General features: G+C 63.2%; 13 protein-coding genes. 7 read left to right on the top strand and 6 right to left on the bottom strand.

The genetic code is table 11. From position 1 onward, the window contains the following. Positions 1 to 8: 8 nt before the first annotated feature. The 7 genes from EOC94_RS06965 (at position 9) to EOC94_RS06935 (ending at position 6,818) form a co-directional block, all read left to right on the top strand. Positions 9 to 884: a carboxyltransferase domain-containing protein gene (locus tag EOC94_RS06965; RefSeq protein ID WP_126103558.1), complete on the top strand. Its 876-nt coding sequence runs from the start codon at positions 9 to 11 to the stop codon at positions 882 to 884. Next, complete coding sequence (locus tag EOC94_RS06960; RefSeq protein WP_127289384.1) at positions 874 to 1,845, top strand: biotin-dependent carboxyltransferase family protein; 972 nt, start codon at positions 874 to 876, stop codon at positions 1,843 to 1,845. The genes EOC94_RS06965 and EOC94_RS06960 overlap by 11 nt, the downstream gene beginning before the upstream one ends. A gap of 249 nt (positions 1,846 to 2,094) precedes the next feature. Continuing rightward, positions 2,095 to 2,847 carry an ABC transporter ATP-binding protein gene (locus tag EOC94_RS06955; protein ID WP_095483665.1) on the top strand — a complete coding sequence of 251 codons (753 nt, stop codon included), beginning with the start codon at positions 2,095 to 2,097 and terminating at the stop codon, positions 2,845 to 2,847. After that, positions 2,844 to 3,578: an ABC transporter ATP-binding protein gene (locus EOC94_RS06950; protein WP_013533157.1), complete on the top strand. Its 735-nt coding sequence runs from the start codon at positions 2,844 to 2,846 to the stop codon at positions 3,576 to 3,578. Before EOC94_RS06955 ends, EOC94_RS06950 begins: the two co-directional genes overlap by 4 nt. A 1-nt stretch (position 3,579) precedes the next feature. Continuing rightward, positions 3,580 to 4,485, top strand: a complete 906-nt coding sequence (locus EOC94_RS06945; protein ID WP_095483664.1) for a branched-chain amino acid ABC transporter permease — start codon at positions 3,580 to 3,582, stop codon at positions 4,483 to 4,485. A gap of 4 nt (positions 4,486 to 4,489) precedes the next feature. Further along, positions 4,490 to 5,581: a branched-chain amino acid ABC transporter permease gene (locus EOC94_RS06940; protein WP_095483663.1), complete on the top strand. Its 1,092-nt coding sequence runs from the start codon at positions 4,490 to 4,492 to the stop codon at positions 5,579 to 5,581. Positions 5,582 to 5,624: 43 nt separating this feature from the next. Beyond that, the gene (locus tag EOC94_RS06935; RefSeq protein WP_095483662.1) at positions 5,625 to 6,818 is read left to right on the top strand and encodes an ABC transporter substrate-binding protein; all 1,194 of its coding nucleotides are present in this window, start codon (positions 5,625 to 5,627) and stop codon (positions 6,816 to 6,818) included. Positions 6,819 to 6,973: 155 nt separating this feature from the next. Here EOC94_RS06935 and EOC94_RS06930 read toward each other — a convergent pair whose 3' ends face one another. From EOC94_RS06930 to EOC94_RS06905, 6 genes are all read right to left on the bottom strand, one after another. Continuing rightward, a complete protein-coding gene (locus EOC94_RS06930; protein ID WP_127203904.1) occupies positions 6,974 to 7,642 on the bottom strand; it encodes a nuclear transport factor 2 family protein in 669 nt (222 codons plus the stop codon). Then, entirely contained in the window at positions 7,639 to 9,021 is a 1,383-nt protein-coding gene (locus EOC94_RS06925) for an aspartate aminotransferase family protein (RefSeq protein WP_127289382.1), read from the bottom strand. Before EOC94_RS06925 ends, EOC94_RS06930 begins: the two co-directional genes overlap by 4 nt. A 95-nt stretch (positions 9,022 to 9,116) precedes the next feature. After that, positions 9,117 to 9,848, bottom strand: coding sequence for a LamB/YcsF family protein (locus tag EOC94_RS06920; protein ID WP_127289380.1), 732 nt, complete (start codon positions 9,846 to 9,848; stop codon positions 9,117 to 9,119). Between the two features lie 12 nt (positions 9,849 to 9,860). Further along, a complete protein-coding gene (locus EOC94_RS06915; protein ID WP_127289378.1) occupies positions 9,861 to 12,209 on the bottom strand; it encodes a xanthine dehydrogenase family protein molybdopterin-binding subunit in 2,349 nt (782 codons plus the stop codon). Further along, positions 12,202 to 12,699 carry a (2Fe-2S)-binding protein gene (locus EOC94_RS06910; RefSeq protein ID WP_127289376.1) on the bottom strand — a complete coding sequence of 166 codons (498 nt, stop codon included), beginning with the start codon at positions 12,697 to 12,699 and terminating at the stop codon, positions 12,202 to 12,204. Before EOC94_RS06910 ends, EOC94_RS06915 begins: the two co-directional genes overlap by 8 nt. Further along, on the bottom strand, positions 12,696 to 13,547 hold the full coding sequence (locus EOC94_RS06905) for an FAD binding domain-containing protein (RefSeq protein WP_127289374.1): 852 nt from the start codon (positions 13,545 to 13,547) through the stop codon (positions 12,696 to 12,698). Before EOC94_RS06905 ends, EOC94_RS06910 begins: the two co-directional genes overlap by 4 nt. Positions 13,548 to 13,620 lie beyond the last annotated feature (73 nt).

Genomic DNA, 13,620 nt, shown 5'->3' with positions numbered 1-13,620 from the left:
GAGGATCGATGTCGATACGATTCAACTTCGGCGGTGACGAACATATCTTCGGCGAGGTGTCCGAGGAAATGTCGCTCACCTCCTTCTTTACCGGCCTTTCGATGACCAACGCGGTGCGTACGGCAGGCATCCGAGGTGTCACCGAGATCTGCCCAGCCAACGCCAGCTTCCAGATTCGCTTCAACCCCGACATCGTCAAGCCCCAGGATTTGCTCAGCGAACTGAAGTCGATGGAAGAGGCGGCCTCAAAGGCGGACCCGGTGCTGAAGACCCGGATCATCGAACTGCCGGTTTATTTCCAGGATCCGTGGACGCGTGAAACCTGCTTGCGCTTCCGCGAGCGCCATCAGGACCCGTCCTCCACCGATCTTGAATATTCGGCACGCATCAACGGCTACGCCACGGTGGAAGAGTTTATCGCTGCCTATTCCGGCCAGCCCTGGTTCGTATCCATGGTCGGCTTCGTCGCTGGACTGCCCTTCCTGTACCAGATGGTTGAGCGCAAGAAACAGATTCAGGCGCCGAAATACTTGCGTCCACGCACCGACACTCCCAAGCTCACCATTGGCCATGGCGGCTGCTTTGCAGCGATCTATTCGGTGCGCGGCGCTGGCGGCTACCAGATGTATGGCATAACCCCGGCCCCGATCTACGACCCGACCAGGAAGGTGCGCTACCTCTCCGATGACATGTGCCTGTTCAAGCCAGGCGACATCGTCAAGTTCAAGGCCATTGGCCGCGATGACTACGACGCCACGCTGGAGGAAATCGAAGCCAATCGGTGGCAGCCGACGGTTCGCGAGTGCACCTTCAGCCTAAAGGACTTCAACAGCGATATTTACGGCACCAATGCAAAGCTGATGGAGCTTATCAATGGCCGTTAAGGTAATCTCTCCCGGCCTCTCCACTTCCGTGCAGGACCTTGGCCGACCAGGCCACTATCATGTTGGCATTCCCGAAGGCGGCGGCATGGACCGCTTTGCCACACGCATCGCAAACCTGCTTGTCGGCAACGATCCGGATGCTGCGGTGCTCGAAGCCACCTTCATGGGCCCCGAACTCGAATTCACCCAATCCGCAATCATCGCCGTCACGGGAGGAGACCTCCCACCCAAACTTAATGGCGAGGAACGGCCGACCTGGGAAAGTTTTCCGGTGAAGGCGGGTGACCGGCTTTCCTTTGGCTTCCTCAAGGGCGGCGCGCGCGCTTATCTGGCCGTCTCCGGCGGCATCGACGTACCGGTGGTTCTCGGTTCGCGCTCAACTTACATTCTGGGCGCACTCGGCGGCCATCAGGGCCGCACGCTGAAGGCGGGCGATGAGCTTCCCGTCGGCGAAGGTTTCGGCAAAGCCGGTCTTTCGCTGCCTGCAAATCTGCGCCGCGCGCGGAGTAGTTTGGCGGAACTCAGAATGCTGCCCGGCATGTACTGGCATCGGATCACTGAAGCTGCCGGCAACCGGTTCTTTGAGGAAACCTGGAAGGTCGCGCCCGAAGCTGACCGCATCGGCTATCGCTTCCGTGGCGGAACGGCGCTGGAGTTCGTTGAGCGCGAGCAGCCTTTCGGTGCAGGCTCCGACCCCTCGAACATCGTCGATGCCTGCTATCCTTATGGATCCGTCCAGGTGCCGAGTGGCACAGAGCCGATCGTTCTTCACCGGGACGCAGTTTCGGGTGGCGGGTACATGATGCTGGGCGTGGTAATATCGGCCGACATGGACCTGATCGCCCAGCTCCAGCCGCACACTCCGGCGCGCTTCGTTCCGGTGACGCTGGAAGACGCGCTTGCCGCGCGAACCGAACAGCGCGCCGCGCTGGCGCGTGCTGAAGGGCATCTGGCCGGCTGACGTCAGCCGGGAAAATGCCGGCAGAGGAGCCGGAGGCGAGGAGATCGGTCGGCCAAAACCGACCGCGCGTGGCGGAAGACAAAATCCGGTGCGCGAAACGACAAGACGACGCCGGGCAACGGCGTGAATTTGGCATCCGAGCAGTCCGCTAGAGACCGCCGGAACCGACAGGGGAAGACATTTGCAACGTGACTGGCCGCAAGGCTGGATGCTTCGCGCCTTTCCGTCGGTAAAAAGAAGGAAAGGGACATGAGTCATCTGAGCGCGGAGAACGTCTCGGTATCGTTTGCGGGGCTGAAGGCCCTGTCATCGGTAGACCTCCAAATCACGCCCGGCCGCATCAGTGGCCTTATCGGCCCGAATGGCGCCGGCAAGACCACGCTCGTCAACGTGCTGACCGGCTTCCAGGCACCGACGGAAGGCACCATCAAGCTCGACGGGGCAGCACTCACGGGTCTCAAGCCGCATCAGGTCCGGCGGCGCGGCATTGCCCGCACCTTCCAGGGTGGGCGGCTCTTCCGCGACCTGCCTGTGCTGGACAACCTGGAGGTAACCGGCGTTGGTCTGGGAATGAGCCGGCGCGCTGCCATCGCCGAAGCGGAAGCGATGCTCGACTGGATAGGCATCGGTGCGCTGGGCACCCGCATCGCCGGGACGTTGCCATATACGGACGAGCGCCGCGTCGCCATTGGCCGCGCCCTGATGGGACGGCCCGCATACATCCTGCTCGACGAACCCGCGGCTGGCATGAGCGCGTTGGAGGCGCGGGAGCTTTCGGCCCTGATAAGACACATCGCCGCCGATCTCGGCTGCGGTGTCCTGCTCATCGAGCACAATGTTGGGCTGGTGCTCGGCCTTTGCGAGCATATCGTCGTGCTCGATTCCGGAGCGATCATCGAGGAAGGCCCGCCTGCCGCGATCCGCGACAGCGAGAAGGTGCGCCACGCCTATATGGGCACGGCCGCGAACACCGACCTGCCTGTGCTGGAGGCGATGGAATGAGCCTGCTCGCCCTTTCCGATATCACCATCCGCTACAGCCGTCTCACGGCGGTCCGCAATGTCTCCTTCTCCATGGACGAGGGAGAAATCCTGTTCATCACCGGCCCGAACGGAGCCGGGAAGTCTTCACTGCTGCGCGCGATCGCCGGTGTTACGCCGGTTGCGGGCGGCCGAATCGATCTTGCAGGTCATGAGATCACCGGCCAGGCGCCGGAGAACATCGCCCGGCTCGGATTCTCCATGGTGCCGGAGGGGCGCGATGTCTTCGGCTCGCTGACGACCGAAGAGAACCTCCTGGTCGGAACTGGCATGCATGCCCGCGAACGCGGCTGGCGCAGCCGAGCTGCCGACGAGCTCGAGGCCGTCTACGCAACCTTCCCGATGCTGAAAGAGAGGCGGCACGGGCAGGCGGGATTGCTGTCCGGCGGGCAGCAGCAAATGCTGGTCATCGGACGCGCGCTGATGACCAATCCGCGGCTTGTAGCCATCGACGAGCCTTCGCTGGGCCTCGCCCCCAACATCAACGACCAGGTCTACGAGCGGCTGATCGCGCTGCGTGCGCAGCGCCAGCTCACGCTCCTGATCGTTGAGCAGAGCTCGGCCCGGGCGATGATGGTGGGCGGGCGGATGATCCTGATGCGTGGCGGACAGATCGTGCTCGATGGCGACGCCCGGACGCTCGGCAACGGCGAGGCGATCCAGGCTGCTTATTTCGGTTACGAGGACAATTGAGATGCTTCAGATCCTGTTCGACGCACTCTCGCTTGGTTCGCTCTACGCGCTCGGGGCGCTCGGCATTGCCCTCATCTTCGGCGTCATGCGGCTCGTGAACTTCGCGCATGGCGACGTCATCGCGTTCTGCGTCTTCGCCCTGTTGTGGCCGTCTACGGACGCAATGGCCATCGTCTTCGCTGGCCAATTGCCGTGGTACCTGCTGGTGCCCTTCGTGCTCCTCTGCGGGGCCGGGCTGTCGGTGCTGTGCGAAATCGTCGTTTTCAGGCGGTTCCGCCAGGCAAATCCGGCAACCATGATGATCGCCTCCTTCGCGCTCGGTTTCGTAATTCGCTACTTCCTGCTCATGCTTTTCTCCAGTCGGCCGAAATCGATCTCGCTGTTGCCCGAACTGTCCCAACCGGTGGAGATCCTTGGTGCCCGGCTTCCCCTCCTCCAGCTCATAACGATCGTCACTACGATGGTCATCCTGATCGGCCTGACACTGTTCCTGCGTCAAACCCGCTTCGGCCTGGAGATGCGGGCGGCGGCCGAGAACTTCTCGATGGCCCGCATGCTGGGTGTGCGTGCGAACCGGGTTATCATGGGAGCGTTCGCCCTCTCCGGCGCGTTGGCCGCCGCCATTGCGCTGATCTTTGGCGCCCAGACAGGCACGCTGGACATCCAGATGGGCGCCTCGATCATGTTGATGGCCTTCATCGCCACCGTCATTGGCGGCCTCGGCAGCCTCGGGGGGGCCGTGCTCGCCGGCTTCCTGCTGGGTGCCGCCTCGGTGATCATGCAGGTCATGCTGCCCATCGACGCCCGGCCATTCCGCGATGCCTTTGTCTATGGAGCGGTCATCCTCGTTCTCCTCTTCCGCCCGCAAGGGCTCATTGCCGCGCGCGGCACCAAGGAAAGGGTCTGATTTCATGGCTGTCGCCGCCTCCCTTGCCAACTCTACCGCTGCCGGTGCCGCGGCTGCCGAGCGAAAGCCCGCCCGCTTCGCGCTTGCCCGCCGCACAATCCTGACGCCGGTCCTGCTTTCTCTGCTGCTGCTGGCCATCGCGCTGATCACGGTGACGACCGGATCGCGGCCCTTCAACCAGACTGTGATCGACGTGTTCGTCCGTGTCATCCTCGTCGTGGGCCTATACATCTTTATCGGAAATTCGGGCGTTCTCAGCTTCGGGCATATCGGCTTCACCTGCCTTGGCGCCTACGCGGCCGCGTGGCTCACCATCAATCCGATGATGAAACGCGGTTCGTTGCCGGGACTGCCCGAATGGCTGCTGGCGACCCGTTTGCCGTACTGGCAATCGGCTGTGCTGGCGGCGTTGTTCGCCGCCCTCGCCGCTCTCATTTTCGGGCGGGTGCTGATGCGGCTATCGGGCATCGCAGCATCGATCGCGACCTTCGCGATGCTCGCCATGATCAACACAATTTATTCCAACTGGGAGAGCGTGACCGGAGCGACCTCATCGGTCGTCGGCATTCCGATCGTGCGCGTGATCTGGCCGTATCTCATCGGCGCCGTGGTCGCAATCTTCATCGCCTGGGCGCACGCGATCTCCCGGTCCGGCCTGGCCCTTCGTGCTGCCCGCGACGAGCCCACCGCCGCCGCGGCTTCCGGAGTCGACATTCCCAGGGAAAGACTGGTGGCGTTCGTCGTATCAGGCGCGGTGATGGGACTGGGCGGTGCGCTCATGGCTCATTCCATCGGCGTGGTCACACCCGATACATTCTATCTCGGTCTCACCTTCATCACCCTTTCCATGCTCGTCGTCGGCGGCATGGGCAGCCTGTCGGGGGGTGTGGTGGGTGTCGTCCTGCTGTCCGCCCTCATCCAGGCGCTGCGCTGGCTGGAGGCAGGCGTATCGCTCGGCGAGTCCACTTTCGCCCTCCCGAAAGGGGTTCAGGAAATAGCCCTCGGCGTCATCATGATCGTGATCCTCGCGCTTCGCCCATCCGGACTCATGGGCAACCGCGAGCTCGCCTTACCCCGCAGCAGTCGCAACAAGTGACCGGCGGCACAAGCCCGACCGGAAAACAAAAAAGGAGACGTGCATGACATACAAAATGAGAATTGTCGCAACCGCTCTGGCCTCGATGTCCATCGCATACCCGGCCCTGGCCGATGACGAGACTATCGTCATCGGCTTCGCCACTGCGGAGTCGGGCTTCATGGAAGCCTATGACAAGCCTGCCCAAGAGGCGGCCTTGATTCGCATCGACGAGATCAATGCGGCTGGCGGTCTGCTTGGAAAGCAGATCAAGGTTGTCAAGGCCGACACCAAGTCCGACCGGGCCGAAGGCGCCAAGGCGGGCCTCTCCGTGCTCGACCAGGACGCCGATCTCGTGGTCGTCTCCTGCGACTACGACTTCGGATCGCCGGCTGCGCTCGCGGCCGAGGACGCGGGCAATATCTCCTTCTTCCTGTGCGCGGAATCGGTCAAGGCCGGTATCCAGGGTGTCGGCCCGCACAGCTTCTCTGCGTCGGTGCTGGCGGCAGTGCAGGGAGCGACCATGGCCGAGTGGGCATTCAAGGAAAAGGGCGCAAAGGACTTCTACCGTCTGCTCGATACCTGGACGGCCTACAACAAGGGCATCTGCGACGGCTTCGACTGGATGATGCCGAAGCTCGAAGCCCAGGGCGCGAAGCTTGTCGGTGAAGACACCTTCAAGAACGAGGACGCCTCCATCGCCGCGCAGATCACCCGCATCAAGTCTCTGCCGAAGGAGCCGGATGCGATCATGCTTTGCACGATGATGCCGGGCGCTGTCTCGGCCATCAAGCAGCTTCGCGCCGCGGGTATCAACTCCATGATCCTGAACGGCTCGGGCGTCGACGGTAGCTATTGGCTCTCGGCCGTGTCCGATCTGACGAACTTCTACGTCCCCGTTCAGGGATCGATCTATGGCGACGATCCCAATCCGGCCGTGCTGAAGTTCAATGCCTCATACAAGGAGAAGACAGGCGCCGATCCCTCGAGCCAGTATGTCTTTCCGGGCTACGTCATGGTCGACGTCTGGGCCAAGGCGGTGGAGCGTGCAGGCACGACCGATGCCGACGCAGTCGTCGCGGAACTGGAAAAGATGAAGGATGAGCCGACGCTGTTCGGGCCTCGCACCTTCACGCCGGAACTGCATCACCAGAACCAGACGCGCTACCTGATCGTCGAGACCAAGGCCGGCAAGCCGGGTGTTGTAGGCAACTGGACGATTTCCGAGCCGGTACCGATGGAAGCCTTGCTCAAGTAGGAGAAGATGGGGCGGATAATCCCGCCCTTGATATGCGAAAGGCCCTGTTGCTTTGGGACTACAGGGCCTTTCGTCTTTTGAGTATCTTGCCTTTGAACAAAAAAGGAGGGCGGCCCGCTTGGACCGCCCTCATTGCCGATGAATTCAGATTTTCGCTACCCTCGCGCTTTGCGGTAGGAATCCTTGAGCGCTATGAGCTCCCCCGAGAAAGCGAAGATATCGCAGCCGTCGACTTCGATTTGCGGCCCGGCTGCCGTGGTGCCGACGAAGCGCCATGATGAAAGTCCGGTGTCGCCCGTCACGACGTGCCGTCCCCTGGTCCACACGGCTTTCGGGAAGGCATCGAACAGCGCTGCATAGGCGACGCGCACGGCGTCACGCCCCATATGCTTGCGCCCTTCGGCATCGGGGCCGGCCGAGCCGTGGAAAGCGCAATTCTCAGCCATGCAGTCCATCAGCGCGCCCACGTCGCGGGCGTTCCAGGCCGCGAGGAACCGGTCGAGCACGGCGAGCCGCCTGGCTGTGAGGTCGCCAGCCTCCACGACCTCAACCTCCAAGAATGCGAGCGGCGCATTGCCGGCATTGATGACGTTGTGAGCCACACCTGTCCGCCGCGAATAGGGCACCCCTTGGGTGAGAGCGGCTTGCGATTGCGCGCCGTCCGGGCCTTCGAGACCGAGCTTGCCGTCCGTAAGCGGCACGATGACGTAGTCATAGCCATGGATGTGCCAGCCGGTCTCGGCCCCGGTGGCAAACCGCCATTCGGTGACCCGGAAGCGTTCGTCGTCGATATGGACGACCGGTTCGGCTTTCATACGGGTCATTCAAGTCCCTCCTTGGCAACCGCACCGGTCAGGCGCTCAAGCGTCCGGCCCATGCGCGTCATGATTTCCTTCACATCGTCTTCTGTCGAGATCATCGGCGGACAGAGCGCGAGCTGGTCGCCGATGGCGCGGAAGATGAGGCCTTCCTCGTGGCCGATCCCTCCTGCGATAGTCCCTGCGCACCCAACCTTGGCGAAGGGGCGTTTCGTCGCCTTGTCTGCCACCAACTCAACGGCGCCGATAAGACCGGTGCCCCGCGCTTCGCCGACAAGTGGGTGATCGGCGAATGAGCGGATGCCGAGCTGGAACGACGTCTCAAGGCGGGCCGCGTTTCCGATCAAGTCCCGCTCCTCGAAGATGGCGAGGTTTTCGAGACCCACTGCCGTGGCGACCGGATGACCCGACGCCGTGAAGCCGTGGCCGAAATTGCCGATCGTTGCGGTGTTGTCGGCGATCGCCTGGTAGATCGCCTCCGAGAACACCACCGCGGCCAGCGGCATGTAGGAGGAGGTGATCTGCTTGGAAAGCGTCATGATATCAGGCGTGAAGCTGAATTTCTGGCAGCCAAAGGGCGTGCCGAGCCGCCCGAAGCCACAGATCACCTCATCTGCTATCAGAATGATATCATTTGCCCGGCAGATTTTCTCCACGCCTTCCCAGTACCCGACCGGCGGCGGCAGAACGCCGCCGGCTGCCATAAGCGGCTCTCCTATGAAGGCTGCGATGGTATCAGCCCCTTCTTCCGCGATCACCGCCTCCAGCTCGGCGAGCAGACGCGCCGTGAAGGCGGCCTCGTCTTCGCCTTCCATGCCGAAACGATAGAAGTGCGGGCAGGTCAGGTGGCGAACGGGAAGCGCCGGCAGGTCGAAGTCGCGATGGTTGATCGGCAGGCCCGTCAGGCTGCCGGAGGCGACGGTGATACCGTGATAGCCCTTGGTCCGCGCCAAGAATTTCTTCTTCTTGGGCCGGCCGAGCGCGTTGTTCATGAACCACATCATCTTGACGATGCTGTCGTTGGCTTCCGAACCCGACGACGTGAAGAAAACACGTGTCAGGTTTTCCGGCGTCATCTCCACGAGTTTCTCCGCGAGCCGGATGGACGGCTCATGCGCCTTGGAGGAGAAGGTGTGGTAGTAGGGCAGCTTCAGCATCTGCTGATAGGCAGCGTCGGCCAACCGTTTTTCCGAAAAGCCGACGGCCACCGACCAGAGCCCGGCGAGCCCTTCGATATATTCCTTGCCGCGTTCGTCATACACACGGATGCCGTCGCCGCGGCTGATGATCAGCGGCCCGGCTTTTTCGTGCTGACGCAGGTTGGTGTAAGGATGCATGGTGGTAGCGATGTCGGCGGCGGCGAGAGAGTTGGAAAGCGCTTCCATGGAAGTCCTCAGCGGCTTGTGGAAATGGTTTGGGCTGTGAGTTCGAGATAGTCCTCGATCCCATGCGTGGAGCTTTCACGATTCGGAAAAATGAATCATGGGAGGCTTTTGGAATGGGTGTCGATGATCCGCCGCATCAGCGCGGCGACGTCGCGCGCATTCGGCGGATCGGAGTGGATGCAGACGGTGTCGAAGTCGACCGGGCGGACCGTGCCGTCTGTGGTGACGAGTTCGCGTCGGGTAAGCGCCCCCACCATGCGGTGCTCGGCAAGCGTCAGGTCGATGGCCGACTGTACGCGCGGGATGATCAGGCTGCCGCCGGGAGCGTAGGCAAGATCGGGAAAGAACTCGCCCACGAAGGCAACGCCGAGTTCAGTTGCTGCCGTCTCGTGACAGGTTCCTGCCATGCCGAAGAGCGGGATGCCGAACGGCTTGACCGCCGCGGCAATCGCCCGGGCAGTGTCCATGTCGTGCGCGGCCATGCCGTAGATGATGCCATGCGGTTTGACATGGCTGAGTTGCCCGCCCTCGGCGGCCAGCATTCCTGTCAGCGCACCGATTTGGTAGAGGAAGGCGGCTGTCAGTTCCTCCGGCTGAAGTTTCATTTCGCGCCGACCGAACCCCTCGCGATCGGGAAGGGAAGGATGCGCGCCAACCTGCTTTCCATGAGAAAGCGCGAGCCGCACGGTCTTCAGCATCGTCCATGGATCGGAGGCGTGGAAGCCGCAGGCGATGTTGGCGCAATCGATATGAGGCATGATGCCGGCATCGTCGCCGAAGCGCCAGTTGCCGTAACTTTCCCCCATGTCGCAGTTCAGGGTGACCATGGTTTGCTTGCCTCAGCCCAGAGTGTTTGCTGCCCAGCCGGGGGCGATGTGCGGGAATTCCGGCGGTGGTTCGCGCTCGTGCAGCAGTCGAAGCACGCGCGGCGGCGTCAGTGGCAGTTGCTGCACCGGCTTGCCGATGGCGCGCGCCACCGCACAGCCGATCGCCGCGCCCACGGCCAGGATTGGGACCTCGCCCGCGCCCTTGGTGCCTAGAGGCCCCATCGACGGCGCGCCCTCGTAGAGGTCGGCGGCGACCGGAACCACGTCCTGCACCAGCGGCAGGCGATAGGTCTCGAAATCGTCCTGTGCGATGCGTCCGTCGGCGGTGAGCGTCACCTCCTCATGCAACGCATAGCCCAGCCCCTGCACCACGCCGCCCTGTATCTGGCCCAGGATGGCGCGTGGGTTGAGCGCGCGGCCGACATCTTGAACCACGCGATAGGCCAGCACCTCGACATGACCGGTGTCCGGATCAACCGCCACCTCGGCCTCGTGAACGACGAAGACGGGGATGTCGAGCGCATCGATGAAATGCCCCATGGCGCAGCCGGACATTGCCGGAGTGTTCCTGGCGGTAAAGGCTCCACTTCCTGTGATCGGGCCGATGGTGGCCTGCGCATGGGCGACGACGGCGGGGATCGACATGCCGGAACCGGGACGTCCGGTGATCTCGACACGACCGTCCCGCAGCACCAGGTCTTCCGGTCGGGTCTGGAGCATCTCGCCGGCGGTCCGCAGCAGCTTCTCCCGCACCTCTGCACAGGCGGCGATGCTCGCAGCACCAATGGACACGGTGGTGCGCCCACCGCCAACGCCGACATCGAGGCCGGCGGCATCTGTATCGGCTTCGCGCACGATCACCTGGTCGGGAGCGAGGCCAAGCTGCCCAGCCACCATCTGCGGCAGGGATTGCACCATCGTGCCCGATCCGATCTCCACACCCGACGTGACCAGCGTTGCGCTGCCGTCGGCGTTCAAGTTCACCGTTGCCGCCGAGGGTCCGACAAACACGAACCATGTGCCGACCGTGGTCGCAATTCCATAGAGCCTGCCGTCGGCCTTCGCTTCGGATGTGCCGGTACTGGCACGCAACGCCTCCATACGATCGAGCATCGGACCCAGCACGTCGGCCTCGAAAACCTGGCCCGTGGCACCGAGATCACCATCTCCCAGGACATTTTTCTTCCGGAACTCCATTGGGTCGAAGCCTAGCGCACCGCAGATTTCGTCGGTGTGTCGCTCCAACGCGAATGTGTTGTAGACGCCGTTGCAAGCTCGGAAAGCACCGTTGGGTGGTGTGTTGGTGTATACGGCGCGGCTGACGAGCCGCGTTGCGCCAACCCTGTAATTGCCGCCCAGCGTGTGCGCCGTCATCGTCGTCAGGAAGACCTGCTCACCGCCATACGCGCCGCAATCCATTAGCACGACCGCTTCGCGCCCGGCGATGTATCCTTCGGCGGTGACAGCGGACCGAATGCGGATTTCCGCATTCTCGCGGCAGAGGCAGGTTGCCATCTCTTCCTGCCGGGTGTTTTCCAGGACCACCGTGCGCCCGGTCATCCGCGCCAGAAGTGCCGTGATAGGCTCGATGGACGCATCGAACTTCAGGCCGAACCCGCCACCGACAGGGGGTACAGTGACCCGCACACGCCCGGGTGGAAGCTGCATGACCCTTCCGGTGACGTTGCGCACGGTCCAAGGCACCTGCGTCGAGGTCTGGATGTGAGCACGGCCGTCCTCCCAGGAGCCGATGGCAACGCGCGGTTCGAAGGGCACATGGCTCTGCCGACCGACGGTGAAGCTGCTCTCGACAATGCGTATATCGGGACGGGCGAAGGCTGCATCGACGTCACCGCGGCTGGATTTTGCCTCCCATGCGATGTTACCGGCACGTGCACCGCCCTCCGTGATCACCTCATAGCCGCGCCAGCCCTCGTGGACGAGGCGGGCGGCGGGCTGGAGCGCTTCGGCCATGGCGAACACCGGTGCCAGCGGCTCCACCTCGAGCATGATGGCGGCAAGTGCCGCCCGCGCCTGCTTCTCCGTCTCGGCGGCGATGACGGCGATTGGCTCGCCGTGATAGCGGATCGTGTCGACCGCCAAGAGCGGATGATCGGCAATGCCGATGCCGTAGAGTCCCGGCGCATCGGCGCCGGTCGCCACCGCGCGCACGCCAGGACAGCGCAGTGCCGCCGAAACATCGAGCTTGCGGATACGCCCCGCGGGAACGGTCGACCGCAGCAGCACGGCATGCAACATGTCGGGGCGAATCCGGTCGTTGGTGTATTTCGTCCGCCCGCGCAGCTTGTCCTGCGCATCGCGGCGGGGAAGATTCATCACCGTGGCGGACAGCTCAGACATGGATGCCTCCCACCAACTGGCCAGCCTTCCGCGCTTGGTCGAGGCATTCGGCCACGGCGTCGACGATCCGCTCATATCCTGTGCAGCGGCAGATGTTGCCGACCATCGCCGCCTTGATTTCGGGACGGCTCGCATGCGGATTGTCACGCACGAACGCCGAAAGGCTCATGACCATTCCCGGAAAACACATGCCGCATTGCACGGCATCGGCCGCCTCGAAATTGACCTGGAGCGGGTGCAGCGCCTGGTTTCCAGAACTCATTCCCTCGATGGTCGTCACCGCGCATCCATGGACGAGTCCAACCGGCTTCAGGCAGGACGGCACCGCTTCGTCGTCGACATGCACCGTGCACGCGCCGCAAAAGCCTTCGCGGCACACGGCTTTGGTCCCCGTCAGGAATCGTTCCTGCCGCAAGATGTCGACGAGCGGCGTCATCGGATCGCCATCAAAGCGGCAGTCCTCGCCATTCAGCTGGAATCTCACGGTCATGCCACGCCCCCGGTCTTGAGAAGTGCGGCAACACCGCGCTTGACCAGCGACGGAAGAACCTGGCGCCGGTACCAACCCTCCGCTTCCTTGCCGTCGCGGCCCTGAAAATCATTGTGCTCCAGTGCAAGCTCGGCGGCGCGTTCCGGATCGAGCGCGGAGGCCGGGCCTGCCCTCATGGCCTGTTCGAGCGCCGTCCAGCGCCGCGCTACCGGCTCCACCGAGCCGACGGCGATGCGACATCGTTTGTCCTTGTCCACCCCGAGGGAGACGATGGCGACCGGATAGTCGCCGGCTTTCCGAAGCGGCAGGCGGATATGAGCACTTGCGACCAGGTCGCGGCGCAGATGAATTTTCGTCACAATCGCTTCGGCCAGCAGCGTATGCCTGTCTTTGAGGAAATCCGAAATGCCAAGGAGTTTTGGCCCTTTGAACGTCTCCAGTTCCACCGTCGCCTCACAGACGAGAAGCACAGGGGCGAGATCGGCGGCGGCAAAGTCGAGGGCACAAAGGTTGCCGCCCACGGTGGCGACCCTTCGGATGCCGGGATTGGCCGCACCCTCCGCCGCTGCAACCAAACCTTCGAAACCCGCTGCCCCGTGCAACTCGCGACCAAGTACTGCGTGGGTAACAGCTGCGCCGATCACGACATGGTCCGAGCCGATTTCGACCTTGGACAAGGCCGGTATTCGGTGGAGTGCGACCACCGCCTCGGGAAGGTCGACCCCACGCCGTGGATCACGCATCATCCAGGTGCCGCCGGCAAGCACCGCCGCACCTTGCCGGCGTGCGGCCATTGCCTCTTCAATAGTGCTGGCTGCGGTGAACAATCGTCCCACGCTTGTTGCCATCTGTCATACCCCTCGGAAGCAGCCGACTTTCGCAGCGTTGCAACATTGTTGCTCCAGCTTTAGGCTCCTGTGA

Source organism: Mesorhizobium sp. M6A.T.Ce.TU.016.01.1.1 (assembly GCF_003997065.1).
GTDB lineage: Bacteria > Pseudomonadota > Alphaproteobacteria > Rhizobiales > Rhizobiaceae > Mesorhizobium > Mesorhizobium mediterraneum.
Note: the sequence above shows the minus strand (reverse complement) of the source record. Positions and strands in the feature narration are given on the sequence as shown.